The sequence below is a fragment of the Pedobacter africanus genome, from assembly GCF_040548825.1.
Lineage (GTDB): Bacteria > Bacteroidota > Bacteroidia > Sphingobacteriales > Sphingobacteriaceae > Pedobacter > Pedobacter africanus_A.
In genome coordinates this window covers 1,044,334-1,058,829 of the sequence record NZ_JBEPSL010000002.1, presented here as the reverse complement: position 1 = coordinate 1,058,829, position 14,496 = coordinate 1,044,334, and the positions used below count along the sequence as shown (strand labels likewise).

The window sequence follows — 14,496 nt, the reverse complement described above, 5'->3', positions numbered from 1 at the left end:
ACATATAACATGAGAAAGAGAAGTGAAAGGTTGATAACGTGCATGCTCATGCTGTTATTGTCAGTTAGGTTAAATGCCCAAGTTACCGTACTGCCGGGGTCGTCCATTGAGCCGGTTCGGATAACTGTTAGTAAAAACAAGACGGCAAATTTGATTTTCCCATATTCCATCATTAGCGTGGATAGGGGGCACCGTGATTTGTTGGTGCAAAAAGCAATTGGGGTAGAGAATATTCTCCAGGTCAAGGCCGCGTCAGATAGCCTCCCGGAGACGAATATTTCGGTAGTGACGGCAGATGGTAGTTTTTTTTCGCTTTTGGCTCGTTTTGCGAAGGATCATCCTATACTGAATTTTTACATGGGCTTGTTGTCTAAAAGCGGCAACCGGGCGGTCGGTGTGTTGCCAAATAGTAGTTTAAATGAGGCCGTCGTTCGCAACGTAGCTGAGGCGATTTCTGTTCGCAAGCCGTTTTTGAAACGTCCCTTGGACAGAAGAGAGAACATCATGGTCGGTTTGCAGGGTCTTTACATTAAGAACGACATGTTTTACTGGCAGCTGGTATTGGACAATTCCTCTAATGTTGGATATGACATTGGCCAATTCCGCTTTTTTATCCGCGATCAGAAGAAAGTGAAGCGTACAGCGTCGCAGGAATTGGAAATCAGTCATTCTTACGTTTCCGGTGACATTCAGGGGATTGCGCAGAAATCAAGAAAGACTGTTGTTTTTGCTTTCCCGAAGTTCACAATTCCCGACGGAAAGTATCTGACGGTACAGCTAATGGAGCGCAATGGAGGACGGCACCTGACATTCAAAATCCCGAATGGAGTGCTGTTGAAAGCAAGGGAATTTTAATTAATAAATATTATAGATATGGAACTTACATCATTGGATTATTTAAAAAGACAGGTGTTGTACACCGGATTTGGAAATGTGCTGGACATCAAACTGGAGCAAAATGTGGCTAAAGAACTGATAGAGTTTCAGTTAACATTCTCAAGGGAATTTGGAAAGGATAAGGCAACTGCCCTGTTGTACTTCAGCAGGTCAGAAAAGGGGCAATATTTTTTTAATAAATATGATCTGGAAGTCAAAAACGAACTGGGAACTTCCGTGACTCATACGTTCTACGTCAACAATAAGGCGCGTAACTTCGTTGAGGGGGAAAAACCAAAGCATAAAACTTTTACGGTCAAGGAAGCATACAATCAGCTGAGTGGAAGGTTTGTGCTGAAAACCATGGATAACAAAGAGGGAATCGAAACAACTGCATGGCGGGGCATAGATTTCACCGAACGTAATGAGAATGGGAGGTTCAAGGCAATCACGTTTCCTGCAAAAAACCTGAACGTCGGTAAGGCTCTGAAGGAGATCGGCTACCCGATAAAGGAAATGGAACGCGAGGCCCAGGCGAAGGAATTTATCTCGTCCATTGAACGTGGAGATAAGGTATATGCAACTTTGATTTCCGACGGCCAGGAGTTTAGACGGCGTCTGGTTGCAGATCCGGAGTTTAGGAGTCTGAAAATTGAAACCCCAATTGTGCTTAAAAAACAAGAGCAGGAAGTTGAATCCAAGGGAGTGGAGGAGTCCAACAGCCAGCAAAGGTCGACTGAGCAGAGAAAGTCCGATGAGAATGTACGCACGGAATCCAGTGATAAACGAAAAGGTGTTTTTAAGTTTTTAAGATAAATCTGTTGGGATGGAATCACTTGAAAATGCAGGCATTATACGAGAACTTGAACAATGGAAGAAACAAAGTATTGTTTACGAAAAGTTGTTCTCTTCCGAAACACTTGGAAGTTCAGCGCGTAAAGTGGAGCAGATTCGTAATTTGATGTCTATTGCGGCCCGGTACCGGAGTACGGACAATGCGATGGCGATGAGGTTGATCCGGAATGAACGAAGGCTGCTCGAGCGCAGCGCCTTCCCATCGCTTGCAGCGAGAGTTTTGTTCCGGATCTCTAACCTGATTTTCGAGCGGAGGGTTAATGAAGAAAGCCGTAAACTGATCCAGGAAAATTCGTCTGCTATACAAAGCTCCCTGAGCTACGCAGGCTTTCCAGAGCTGGTTGATAGCATAAGCAAGGGAATGAACAGCGCACTGGGATTGGTTGCTAAAAGTGTATCGTTTCAGGTGAAAGGCGATGACCGAATGAGCGTTTCAGTCGAGGCTATCCGCCAGGAGAAAGGTACATACGATTTGTCGTATACCTCTACCCTGAGTGGGGGGGAGTATGGTTCCCGGTCATTACATTTCGGGCCTGAGCTATCGAAGTTTTTTTCGGCGAACAATGCCGAAGCCCTTTTGAGGGGGAAAGCCGTACGAATTGAAAACGGTGAATGGTTGCAGTTGGATTTTACGGATCGCGACAAAAAAGGGAACTTTCTGATCAAGCGTTACCCGGAATCGTATGGGTTTAATATACGTCAGGAACTCGAAAAGTTGCCGTTGAAGGATAAGGCACTGCAAGATGCTATTATCCGGAGACTAGAGAAAGGTCAGAATGTAACGGTACAACTTGGGGAAGGAAAAGCAGAGAAAGTGATTACACTTTTAGCAAACCCGGGAGGGATGAATTTCGAACTGAAGGATTTGTCCGGTAAAAAGGTCGAGCTTGCCTCGCTGTTTACCAAAGCGCCTGAAAGGCAGGGAACTGCCAGATACGTGAAGGAGAAAACATCGAGAAAATGGATCAGACAACAGGGATGATTAAAGCAGACGATATTTTGCAGTCTTTTTTTAAGAAAGCTTCGACGGATTTCAGGATCAACAAGTCACATCTGGCCGTTTTCGTGGCGATAGTATGTTTGTGGCAACAGAACGGGTATCCAACTGTACTTGTCGCGACTGGAAGAGAAGTGATGTCGGCTGCAAAGATTTCAAGTGATTCCACCTACTACCGGATAGTAATTGACCTAAATAAATTTGGCTACATACGGTATTCCCCATCATTTTATAAGAAACATGGCAGTAAAATAATTTTGAAAATTTAATAAAAGCGATGTGAATGATATGGTAGGAAATATGAGCGGGTTGAATGGTGAGGCCATAACGCAGAAGGATTTAGTCACCTTCAAAAATTATCTGATTTATGAGATAAGCGAATTATTGGACGAGAAGCTTGCTTTGCAGGCGTCGCAATCAGGAGAAAGACATACTTTGCGCAGCCGGGATGTGCGGAGAGCTTTAGGTATCTCTGCCAGCACGCTTCAAAGTTACAGGATTAGTGGCTTGCTACGTGCGAAGAAAGTTGGGGGGACATATTATTACGATCCCCGGGATCTAAAAAAATTTCAGATTAAATAAGGGAATGTGATGGATAGAAATGAGAAAGTAAAACTGTTGTTAAAACGTTGGAAGGGTGACCCAAGACTGCGGGTATATCATATGGTAATCCTCATGGCAATTTTAAATCTTTGGGTGGCGGGGAGCAGTCCTGGCGCCATCTCGATTTCGCGGCGGTCAATGCTGGAAGTAACCCGAATAGGTGGTATCGGTACCTACCATCGGTATATGAAGGATCTGCGTGTTTTTGGGTATATAGAGTACACACCGTCTTATCACCCCAGGTTTGGAAGTAAGGTTGCGCTGGTTGTATAAATCTTGTAGTGGTAACTAAAAGGTCGCTCGATTCGAGCGACCTTTTTAGTAACTTTTGAATCACTTTAAATCCTTCAATAAGATTCAGAACCGGATGGATGGTTGTCGGTGGGGAATAGAAGTTAGACGTGTTTTACGGAATATCGCAAAATATTTGATTACTAATACTTCCAAAAATTACCCATTGTCTTTAAAGCAATCGAGAATTTCGTTCACAAAAACCTTGAGCGGATCAGGGGTCTCACCTTTATGTATGATTTCCAAAGCTGGTATAATCCACTTGTTTTTCTTTCTAATTCCGTTAATTTCAATCCACCCTTCCAACTCACCGACAGGGAGAATAAATAATCCGATCGAATTGCAGCATTTTAACAAATTGTCTACAGCTGGTTGTATATGTGGTTCAAATCCTGCGATTCCTTTACTTTTCACCTCACTCCATTTGGTGATAGTTTTAGTTATTCGTTCTAGTGCTCCTTTAGCGCCGGACAAGGTATGTTCGCCCCGTTCTAGTTGATTATTAAACTCATCAACGTAGCTTTTTAAATTCCTTAAAACTTCATCATCTGGTAATGTGTTTACAGATTCAGAAATCTCTTTCCTTAATCGACGTAATGCTTCCGGAATTTCTGAATTAGTGAGCGTTTTATAGAGGCCCACAAAATCATCTTCAGTATTCAATAAGTCGATATCTGCTATAGCTATTGTCGGTACATGTGCTTTAATTAACAGCTGAACAACCTTTTTAATGGTTTGTTTATTATGCGCATGAATGAAAAGAACATCTTGATTGTTAAATTCAATTGAGGCGACGCTCCCGTAAACGGCCCTATCAGCATCAGCTTCACAAACAACTGTACCTTTGTGAAAAATCGCTTCTAGTACACGCTGGCTGCTTAGCAGCGGATCTTGACTTAACTGTTTAGTTACTGCATCTGGAAGTAAACGAAATTGTGTGTTGTCATTCGTCCTATTTAATCTATAAATATCCACAGAATATTTTCCGGCTAATAGGCCACCTAGGAAATTGGAATTGTGTGTGCTAATAATTAACTGGCCGCTAAAATGTTGAATGTTGTCAGCTATCCATTTACCTAGGTATCTCGCCTGAGTTGGATGAAGAAACGCTTCCGGCTCATCTAGTAAGATGACACGATCTTTAGATAACAGAAGTGCCAAAACAATTCCAACGAAGCTCTTAAAGCCGTCGCCTTGTTCATCAATCCTAGGAATGTTTTTTGTTATTTTAATTGCTTCCCGTGGATCGAGTGGGATTTCGGGGATTGAGCCTGAAACCCTTAGACATAGATACTGCAGTCTTGCGTAATCTAATTTAATGGTCATTCCAAATGCAATTTTAAATGCTGACTGCAACATTTCCTCGCTTTCTTTGTGTGTATATAGAAATTGAAGTATGTTCTCAGGAAATCCCTGATCCACATCAAAAGATAGTGTCTCTGTTACCAAAGCTAAACGTGTTCCAGAATTTAGATACGCAATTTTAAATTGAGAGATGGTCGGAATAACAGCATTTCTAATCTGTCCAGAGTTATAGGCTTCAACCATATGAGGAGAATAAAAATCTAAACTATTCAACGACGATAACTGAGCGGAAATTCCAGACACTGTATTGTGGTTTGCGTTCGTTTTACTTGGTGTTACAGAGAGTCCCTGCGTTTCTTCGTCAAAAGTTGGAAAAAAATTGAAATCAATATCCTCAACAAGTATTCTGTGGTTTACATTACTCGTCATCAGATTTAGAATGTCTCGAAGTGTCTGGGATTTGCCTGAATTATTCGGGCCGACTAGGACAGTTACTTTTCCAATTGCGATTGGGTTATTATCCTTGATAGTGATGGAGTTAATTTTCATATTTATTAGTTTTTGGCAGCGTAAATCTATTCAAAAATCCGAGGAAGTTATTGATACTAAAACTCAAATCAGATCTTGGATATTATTTTCATAAAAAGTTGGAATACAGTATATTTGTTGTGATAACGATTGATGTCGTTTTACATAAGTTCTTTGGGGAACTGGAAAGCTATTTAGTAGCTAAAAAGCGAATTTTCGAAAAAGTGCTCATTTGTATCGTCATCTGTGAAGATATAAAAAATAGGGCTTAAAAACCTTGGAATAGCAGGATTGTCAGGTGGGTTACAATCTCTCACTCTCCGCTGAAATGGTTTTAGACCAGATGAAGCCTGTAAATATTATTTACAGGCTTTTTTATGATCAATTAGGCTATCACTTATTATTTATTTAACTTCGGTCAAATTAATGATTCTATTATGCTTTTTGGTCTCTGGAGTGATTATTATTACCTGGCTATCCCCCTTCAAATACTGACAATTGTTCATGCCCTTAAAACTGGCCGCCGGCAATGGTTGTATCTGTTGATCTTCTTGCCGCTTATTGGTGCTGTCATCTATTTCTTTATGGAGTTATTGCCAGAGATTAACAGCGGTTCATTCTTTAAAAATATACAACGATACTTTTTCCCCAACCAGAAAATAAAGGAATGGGAGCGCAAAGTGCAGATATCAGATAACATTACCAATAAACTGGGGCTTTCCAATGCCTATGCCGAACAAAAGCACTATGATAAAGCAATAGCGCTTTCTTTAAGTTGTCTGGATGGGTTGTATAGTGATGATCCCGGAATCCTGCTGCAACTGGCCCGGCAATATTTTTACAACGGGCAGTATAAAGAGAGTCTGGAATACTTTGATAAGCTAAACGAGAAGAACAGTAGCCGTTTCGGTGTGCAGGAGGACGAACTTTTGTATGTAAGGGCCCAGGAAGGAATTGGTGCAAATGAACTGGCAGATGCAGGCTACCAGCGGATTATACGGGTACATCATTCACTTGAGGGAAGATACTATTATGGGTTGTTCTTAAAAAAACAACAGAAAAAGCCTGAGGCCAGGGCGCAATTTCAGGCGGTTCGCGAAGAGATAAAACTACTTCCAAGGTACTTACGCCGACGAAATGCCCAATGGGCAAGAAAGTCACTAAAAGAGCTCCTGTCTTTAAAATCCTAATTAAGCTTCTTCAAGCTCAGGGTTTTCAGCAGGTGGCAAGGCTTTTTTGAATATAAAATGAAATTTAATTTTCAATGCTATCCATCCCAGGAAGGCATAAACAGCCAGTAATATTCCCAGGTGCTGCATGTAAGGGTAGGTCAATTCTACACTTCCTTTTTGTATCAGCAGGATCTTAAATGCCTGCAGAAAAGGGGTGAGCGGGATGATATTTGCCAGCAGCTGCACAAAAACGGGCATGGCATTGAGGGGCCAGGTAAAACCACTGATGATAAAGGCAGGCGAGGCAATCACCATCAGTATCTGGGTAGCTTTCAAAGCATCAGGGATGATAATGCTGACCAGTACGCCCATAAAAGAAGCCGAACCTACAAATAGTGCAGTAAGCCATATAAAATTGAATATACCCTCGGGAAGGGGCACACGGAAAAGAACGTGCATCAGGTAGTATATGGAAACGATAAAAATAGAGAAGAACCATATTGGGCTAACCTTGATCAGCATGGTGGCAAAAGCCCGCCTACGCATGTTTTGGTATTCCCTGATGAAAGAACCGCCCTGGAATTCGGCAGCAAAACTTACCGCCATAGCCAGCAGGATTACTTGTTGCAAAACAACGGCCAGCATAGCAGGCCACATGAAGATCAGGTAATTGCTGGTGGTGTTAAAAAGGGTAATGTAATTGGCTTTAAAGGGCTCGTACTGCGTAAAGGCCTTTGGAGCTGGCATGCCGGCTTTTTGAAGGGCCTTTACAGCAACACCGGCCGAAAATGTACCCAGGGTTAATTGCAGGGCTTTGGTGGCAAAATTAGCGGTCAATACATTTCCGGTATTGATGTAAACATTTACTTCCGGATATTTCTTTTGAAGGATGCCGGCTTCAAAGCCTGAGGGGAGGATGACTACTGCTGCAGCCTCGTTCCTGATGACCTCTTCTTTAATGTCAGGGCCTTCCCCCAGGTATTTTAGAATTTCTACGCTTTGATTGTCATCCAGCATTTCTGTTAGCTGGTTCGACAAGGGGGTATTGTCTTTATCGATCACAATAACGGGAATGTGCTCTACCTTCCCGCTTCTGTATACAAAACCCAGCAGTGTAGCGTAAAAAACGGGTGCCAGGAAGAATACCGTACGCAGGGTGGCATTCGCAGTGAATAACTTGAACTCACGTTTCAGCAGGCGGAAAAACTCTTTCATACCCGTTTATTTAAGGATCACATTTGCATTTACCAGGATATTGGCTGCCTTCTCCCTGTCTGTTGGCTGAACCTTGATTTCATAAACAGCATCCTGAAGCTGATAATCAGGATAGGCTGTAGTAATGTCTGCGTAACGGGTAAGCTGCTTGATGTACAAAATACGGCCATCCAGTTCTTCTTTATTGTAAACTACCTGGAGCTTTACCTCCTGTCCGTTTTTGTATTTAGCAATTTTACTTTCCGGAACGGTAAAACGAAAATAAACACTGGAAGGAATATACCCGTTAAACAAAGCGAATCCTGCTGTAGCCAGCTCACCAGGGTTCAGGCTGATGGTTTCTATCTCCATGTCGTTGGTGGCAATAACATAGCGCTCGGCATAGGCTACCCTCGCCTCCTGTAAAGCGCCTTTAGCCTGTGAAGCCTGTCCCGCAGCCATTTCTACCTTCTCTACCCTTGTGCCTTTTTTCACATCATCCAGTTCCGCTACAACGGCATCATATTGCGCTTTCGCACCCTGATATTTGGCATAAACCTCATCGTATGCCTGTGGGGCCATCAGACTATCATTAAACATATTGGTGGCCCTGTTATAAGATTTCCGGGCAAATTCATATTGCTCCTTCAGGCCTTTATATTTGGCTTGCAATTGCTTCATCTGATCGGCTGTTGCACCGTTCCGGGCCATCTGTTCCTGGGCACTGGCCGCATTTACCGCTCCTTGTGCCTGCATAATTTTTGCCGAAACTTCAGGCACATCGAGCAGCGCTAATGTATCTCCTTTTTTTACGGTTTGTCCTTCTTTTACATATATCTTCTGTATCCGGCCGGTTACTTTCGGCGCAAAGGAAACCAGCTCCTTTTTTGCCTTACCTTGAAACTCTTCCGTTTTTTCTTTATTTGAACAGCCCGACAAGGCCAATACTGTGATCAACAATATGGAGGTATTTATTTTCGTCTTCATAGTCGTTATTTTACTCATACAGTTTCTTTATGTCCAGTTCCTGCGTAGCGCGCATCAATTCAACGGCTGCCCTGCGCTGGTTAAAAATGGCATTCTGATAATCCAGTTCTGCGGTTACAAGGTCATTTTCAGCTTCCATCAGCTGGGTAGACTTGGTCATACCGTACCGGAATTCTTTTTCGGCCTGTACCAATCCATCTTTAGCGATATCTTTTTCTTTCTTTTTTAAGGCAATCTGGGCATTGGCTATGTCGTAAGCCGACTGATTATTAGCTTTGTTTAAAGTCAGCTTGCGCATGGCGTCTTCTTTCTGGATTTGCAGGGATTCCCGGTCTATGCGGGCCGTTTCGATGGCATGTTTTCCTTCACGCCCGTCAAACAACTCCCATTTAAAGCCCAGTCCGGCCATAAGCAAGGGAAAGGTATTTAAGTTTGTTGGCCTCCAATCCAGTTTCCTGCCCGGATAATTGAGGGAAGGTATTGCAGGGATCACATTTTCAGATGTTTTTACCCTACTTTCGTACAGCCCAAAATAGTAGGCTGAGGCCATCATTTGTACTTTGGGTATCCACCACGTTTTTTCCGCTTTTATTTTATAATCTGATGCGTTGATGCCAAAGTTCAGGGCGCGGATCTCGGCACGGTCTTCAATGGTTTTCTGCGCTGTAGTGGGTGTTGCTGCTACCAGCAGGGGTTCAATAAGCCGGAGCCGTTCGGGAGCAATACCAGTCAGTACTTCAAGCTGTGTTAACAAAAGCGCTTTCTTGCCTTCATATTCAACCATTTTTGCATCCAGGCTCGCCTGGGCAAGTTCTATCTTTTTATGATCGTAAGGTGTAATCAGCCCGTAGCCCAAGGCTTTGTCTGCCGTTTTACGGTTTGCAGTCAGTCTCTTTTTAGCTTCATCCAGTACTTTTTTCGACTGGTGTACCAGGGCGAGCTGATCGTAGGCCCGGGAAATTACAGCGATTGCTTCGTCCTTTGTTTTTTCCAGCAATGCTTCTTCCGACATTTTTTTCTCCTGCAGCGCTTTACTTAGATATTGTACTTTTCCTCCCGAATAAAGCAGCATTTTGGCTTCGGCCTTTGCCAGACCAGAAAAGCCGGATATGTTGAGGTTATTGTTGTATTTCCCTTCAGGGATATTCAGAAAGGGTTGCAGATTAATTTCTGGAGAAACCAGGTGCATGGTTGCATTCATGTAACCTGCAGTGCCGCTCAGTTCAAGGGTAGGGAGGAAAATATCTTTAAGCTTATGTTGATCAAGCGATGTGACTTTATTTTTGTTTTGCTGCAATTTAAGTTCTGCATCCCGCACCAGGGCACTGTCCAAAAGTTCCCTGAAATTGGGGGCCTGCTGTGCCTTGCAGTAGCCCAGTGAGAGCAATGACAAAACCAGGCAAGAAAGAGTGTTTCTCATCAGTAGAAGTGTTAATGATAGACTGGTATTAATATAAAGAAAATTCTTTTAAACCGGAAATGCCAAATTTCATGCCTATTCAGTTTGTTCAGCATTTTAATCTTTTGTTTATTATTTCTATTTTAGGATAATCATTCCCTAACCCAAAATGAACTGCTTAATTGTTGACGACAACATAATAGACCTCAGTATCCTTAAAAAGATGACCAGCCTGGAGCCGTCGCTAAAGGTTGTAGGAGAATGTTATGATGCTGGTGAAGCCTATAGACAAATACAGTTGAATGACATTGACATCCTGTTTCTTGATATTGAGATGCCTGACATGAGCGGCATTGATCTGGTCAAAAGTCTGGGAGAGAAGCGCCCCATGGTTATTTTTACCACCTCTACGGTAGATTATGCGGCCACTGCCTTTGATCTTAATGTGGTGGACTTTCTGATCAAGCCCATTAGTCCGGCGCGCTTTCTGCAGGCTGTAGAAAAGGCACGAAGGATGCTGCTCACCAAGAACCTGGCCTTTGTTGATAAAGAAGACGAATTTGTATTTATACGGGATTCCAATGTGGTACGCAGAGTAAAGGTCAGCGATATTTTATATATGGAGGCCAGGGGCGATTATGTAAGGATCAATATGGCCGATCATACTTATTCCATTCACTCTTCTTTAAAGTCGGTAGAAGAAAAACTCTCTAAAAACACCTTTTTGAGGGTGCACAGGTCTTTTATCATTAACGTTGGTAAAATAGATACCATTGAAGGCGGAACGCTGATTGTACATCGCAATATGGTGCCTGTTTCCGATGCTTACAGGGCGGCTTTATACAAGCGGATGCAGATACTTTAAGTTTTTTGAAAGCATATCGTGCTTATTTAAGGGAAGAAAATAAACCGTTCTGCTCAGCGTTTGTTCGGATTTTTCGATAAGAAAAATCTGAATTAATGCAGCCGCTGAAGAGAACGGTTATTTTTAAACTTTAACGTACATATACAGCATTGCTGCAAGGGCTGAGCCTATTACCGGGCCAATTACCGGTATCCAGGCATAGCCCCAGTTGTTGTCGCCTTTTCCGGCAACGGGCAGTATGGCATGCATGATCCTTGGCCCTAAGTCACGGGCAGGGTTGATGGCATAGCCTGTTGTACCCCCTAGCGATAAGCCGATTACCCATACCAGGAAAGTTACCGGCAGTGCACCGATGGAGCCCAGTCCGATGGGGCTTTTATCTGCACCCATTTCTGCATTGGTAAAGTGAAATATCACAAAAAGCAATACAAAGGTTCCGAGAATCTCGCTGATCAGGTTGGATATGGTGTTCGGGATGGCCGGGGCAGTACAGAAAGTAGCTTGTTTTGCTCCTTTATCTTCCGTACCTGCATAAAAGTCTTTAAATAACAGCCATACCAGGAAAGAACCCAGCATAGCGCCGAGAAATTGCGCAGCAATATAAAGGGGCGCATCTGCCCAGGGAAATTTACCGGCGATGGCCAGGCCGATGGTTACCGCCGGGTTAAGGTGTGCTGTGCTGTACGGACCGGCAATAACCACTCCAACAAATACGGCAAGCGCCCAGGCGGTGGTAATTACCATCCATCCGCCATTATTCCCTTTGGTTCCCTTCAGAACTACATTGGCAACAACGCCGTTGCCCAGTAAAATCATAAACATTGTGCCGAGCACTTCGGCTGTAAAAGGAGACATGTTGATTAAGTTTAAATTTGGTTTATAAATGGATTAGTTTTCGGCATTGGCTTTGGCGGCTTTTACGGCCCTGTTCCAACCCTTAATACGTTCGGCAATGTTGTCGGTATTGCCGGCTTTAAAATTCTTGTCAATTTTCCATTGTCCGCTGATGTCGTCCATGCTGTTCCAATAGCCCACAGCCAGTCCTGCCAGGTAGGCTGCACCCAGTGCGGTTACTTCAGTTACCTTAGGGCGGATTACCGTGGTATCCAGTAGGTCGGCCTGGAACTGCATCAATATATCATTTGCAGTAGCCCCGCCGTCTACGCGCAGCTCTTTGATGCGGTGGCCGGAGTCAGCCTCCATGGCTTTCAGCACTTCCATGGTCTGGAAAGCTATACTTTCAATGGCTGCCCTGGCCAGGTGCGCAGCCGTAGTTCCGCGGGTTATCCCTGTAATGGTTCCGCGTGCATCCTGGTTCCAGTGCGGTGCACCCAGGCCGGCAAATGCAGGTACCAGGTATACACCGCCGGTGTCATTTACTTTTAAGGCCAGTGTTTCTACTTCGGCAGATGAGCTGATGATGCCCAGCCCGTCCCTTAGCCATTGTACTACAGCCCCGCCAATAAATATGCTGCCTTCCAGGGCGTATTGTACTTTTCCGTTTATTTTCCAGGCAATGGTGGTTACCAGGTTGTTTTGCGAAACGATGGGCTTATCGCCAATGTTCATCAGCATAAAACAACCGGTGCCATAAGTATTTTTAACCATACCGGTTTCGGTACACATTTGCCCGAATAACGCGGCTTGCTGATCACCGGCAATACCGGCAATTGGGATTTTGGCGGCCAGTACATTGCCTGTCGTTTCGCCATACACCTCGCTCGAGGATTTGACTTCCGGAAGGGTGTTTTTTGGAATGTTAAATAAATCAAGTAGCTCCTGGTCCCAATCCAGGGTATGGATATTATAGATCATGGTTCGGGATGCATTGCTCACATCGGTAACATGCACCCTGCCATCTGTTAATCTCCAGATCAGCCAGGAGTCTATAGTACCGAAAGCGATATCTCCGGCCACTGCTTTTTCCCTGGCGCCCTCAACATGGTCAAGAATCCATTTGATCTTGGTGGCAGAAAAATAGGCATCTAATATCAAGCCTGTCTTGTCCTGTATTGTTTTTGCCAGGCCTTTTGCCTTAAGCTCGTCGCAATAGGCCGATGTTCTTCTGTCTTGCCACACTATCGCATTGCAAAGAGGTTCGCCTGTTTTTTTATCCCAGAGTACCGTGGTTTCGCGTTGGTTGGTAATGCCGATTGCTGCAATTTCGGTTGGTGTAAGCCCTGCTTTTACAATGGCCTCGGTTGCTACAGCAATCTGCGTAGACCATATTTCGCTGGCATTGTGTTCTACCCATCCAGGCTGAGGATATATCTGTTCAAACTCTTTCTGGGCAATAGATACAATGCCGCCTTCCTTATTAAATACAATTGCCCTTGAACTTGTGGTTCCCTGATCAAAGGATAGAATAAACTTGCTCATAATTTATAATTGCAATAATGTGTAACAAAACGTAAGTATACGGAATCATTATCGAAAGTAAAAGATAAGTGTAAAAAAATAACCCCGGTGCTGAATACAGCATCCGGGGCCTGATTTTCCATAGGGAATATGGAAGGGATATAGGGTCTTTAGAATTTTATGCCAAGTCCTACAGAAAATACCTGGTTTTTATATTCAGGAGTTTCACGGGTTCCATTTTCATTGTTTTTCTGGAAGTCTAAGGCATAGCGGCCATGAATGTCAACTTTTTCGTTTACATCATATCTGAAACCGATTACACCACCAACAAGGCTCTTTTTGAAACGATCAGATTTATCTTCGATAATTTCCTGTTCGGCTGTTCCAAATCCATTTTCGAATTTATTTTTGGTAGACAGCAAAAAGGAAACCTGCGGACCTGCTACCAGGTTTAACCCGCTTCCGCCCAGGTTGATGCTGGCCAGGATCGGAATATCAATAAAACTGGTAGTTTGCGTAAAGTCGCCAAACAGGGTTTCTGCTTTATAGCCTTTGGTTGAGTATAATAGCTCAGGAGTAAAGGCTAACCCTTTAATCAGGTTGATATCTAAGGTAACACCAGCATTAAATCCAGGGTTCAGTTTTGTTTTAAAGTCATTGTTGCCATCATCTTTAATGATATTGGGTAAATTTAAACCTGCTTTAACACCCAATCTGATCGGGCTTTGTGCGCTGGCAGCTGTTGCTGCAAATAGGCCTATGGCCAGGATAATTAATTTTTTCATGTTGTGTATGTTTTAATGACCTGACCAGTGAAAGAAATGTGCCAGCTTTTTTAAAATGACGACCAGTTTTTAAGAAATCAGGTCAGAATCTATTTTACAGCCAGTTAATTAGGTGTTTTAAAACAAAAGGGGGTTAATTTTTAACAGGGCTGTCTTTTTATAGGAATTGTATCAAATTTGATACAATTGCGGGGGCTCGGGTCATCATTAACCTTCGTGCCATATTTATGCCCGGCTCAGTTTTTTATAAGGCCACAAAAATGGAAAAATCCTTAACTTTG

The 14,496-nt window shown here is 43.3% G+C and carries 14 protein-coding genes; 7 read left to right on the top strand and 7 right to left on the bottom strand.

Going from position 1 to position 14,496, the window contains the following annotated elements; translation table 11 throughout:
- Positions 1 to 9 precede the first annotated feature (9 nt).
- From traN to ABIE26_RS14515, 5 genes are all read left to right on the top strand, one after another.
- Entirely contained in the window at positions 10 to 855 is an 846-nt protein-coding gene (traN, locus tag ABIE26_RS14535; protein WP_354375877.1) for a conjugative transposon protein TraN, read from the top strand.
- 18 nt (positions 856 to 873) lie between these two features.
- Positions 874 to 1,692 (top strand): hypothetical protein, encoded by an 819-nt coding sequence (locus tag ABIE26_RS14530; protein WP_354375875.1) that lies wholly within the window; start codon positions 874 to 876, stop codon positions 1,690 to 1,692.
- A gap of 10 nt (positions 1,693 to 1,702) precedes the next feature.
- Entirely contained in the window at positions 1,703 to 2,713 is a 1,011-nt protein-coding gene (locus ABIE26_RS14525) for a hypothetical protein (RefSeq protein ID WP_354375873.1), read from the top strand.
- A gap of 303 nt (positions 2,714 to 3,016) precedes the next feature.
- Positions 3,017 to 3,310, top strand: a complete 294-nt coding sequence (locus tag ABIE26_RS14520) for a helix-turn-helix domain-containing protein (protein ID WP_354375871.1) — start codon at positions 3,017 to 3,019, stop codon at positions 3,308 to 3,310.
- Between the two features lie 9 nt (positions 3,311 to 3,319).
- Positions 3,320 to 3,604 carry a hypothetical protein gene (locus ABIE26_RS14515; RefSeq protein ID WP_354375869.1) on the top strand — a complete coding sequence of 95 codons (285 nt, stop codon included), beginning with the start codon at positions 3,320 to 3,322 and terminating at the stop codon, positions 3,602 to 3,604.
- Positions 3,605 to 3,781: 177 nt separating this feature from the next.
- Here the strand turns inward: ABIE26_RS14515 and ABIE26_RS14510 are convergent, their stop codons facing one another.
- Positions 3,782 to 5,476 carry an ATP-dependent nuclease gene (locus ABIE26_RS14510; RefSeq protein WP_354375867.1) on the bottom strand — a complete coding sequence of 565 codons (1,695 nt, stop codon included), beginning with the start codon at positions 5,474 to 5,476 and terminating at the stop codon, positions 3,782 to 3,784.
- Between the two features lie 416 nt (positions 5,477 to 5,892).
- On the opposite strand from ABIE26_RS14510, the gene ABIE26_RS14505 reads away from it, so the two are divergent.
- Positions 5,893 to 6,645 carry a hypothetical protein gene (locus ABIE26_RS14505; RefSeq protein ID WP_310141817.1) on the top strand — a complete coding sequence of 251 codons (753 nt, stop codon included), beginning with the start codon at positions 5,893 to 5,895 and terminating at the stop codon, positions 6,643 to 6,645.
- Here ABIE26_RS14505 and ABIE26_RS14500 read toward each other — a convergent pair whose 3' ends face one another.
- The 3 genes from ABIE26_RS14500 to ABIE26_RS14490 are packed head-to-tail and all read right to left on the bottom strand — an operon-like array spanning position 6,646 to position 10,228.
- Positions 6,646 to 7,842 carry an ABC transporter permease gene (locus ABIE26_RS14500; protein WP_310141819.1) on the bottom strand — a complete coding sequence of 399 codons (1,197 nt, stop codon included), beginning with the start codon at positions 7,840 to 7,842 and terminating at the stop codon, positions 6,646 to 6,648.
- 6 nt (positions 7,843 to 7,848) lie between these two features.
- Positions 7,849 to 8,808: an HlyD family secretion protein gene (locus tag ABIE26_RS14495; protein WP_310141822.1), complete on the bottom strand. Its 960-nt coding sequence runs from the start codon at positions 8,806 to 8,808 to the stop codon at positions 7,849 to 7,851.
- Between the two features lie 10 nt (positions 8,809 to 8,818).
- Entirely contained in the window at positions 8,819 to 10,228 is a 1,410-nt protein-coding gene (locus tag ABIE26_RS14490; RefSeq protein WP_310141823.1) for a TolC family protein, read from the bottom strand.
- A gap of 148 nt (positions 10,229 to 10,376) precedes the next feature.
- Between ABIE26_RS14490 and ABIE26_RS14485 the strand changes: the two genes are divergently transcribed.
- Positions 10,377 to 11,072 carry a LytR/AlgR family response regulator transcription factor gene (locus tag ABIE26_RS14485; protein WP_310141825.1) on the top strand — a complete coding sequence of 232 codons (696 nt, stop codon included), beginning with the start codon at positions 10,377 to 10,379 and terminating at the stop codon, positions 11,070 to 11,072.
- 123 nt (positions 11,073 to 11,195) lie between these two features.
- Here the strand turns inward: ABIE26_RS14485 and ABIE26_RS14480 are convergent, their stop codons facing one another.
- The 3 genes from ABIE26_RS14480 to ABIE26_RS14470 all read right to left on the bottom strand — a co-directional run bounded on the left by ABIE26_RS14480 (position 11,196) and on the right by ABIE26_RS14470 (position 14,215).
- Entirely contained in the window at positions 11,196 to 11,927 is a 732-nt protein-coding gene (locus ABIE26_RS14480; protein WP_310141828.1) for an MIP/aquaporin family protein, read from the bottom strand.
- 33 nt (positions 11,928 to 11,960) lie between these two features.
- Complete coding sequence (gene glpK, locus ABIE26_RS14475) at positions 11,961 to 13,451, bottom strand: glycerol kinase GlpK (protein ID WP_310141831.1); 1,491 nt, start codon at positions 13,449 to 13,451, stop codon at positions 11,961 to 11,963.
- A gap of 149 nt (positions 13,452 to 13,600) precedes the next feature.
- Positions 13,601 to 14,215 (bottom strand): porin family protein, encoded by a 615-nt coding sequence (locus ABIE26_RS14470; protein WP_310141834.1) that lies wholly within the window; start codon positions 14,213 to 14,215, stop codon positions 13,601 to 13,603.
- Positions 14,216 to 14,496: the final 281 nt, after the last annotated feature.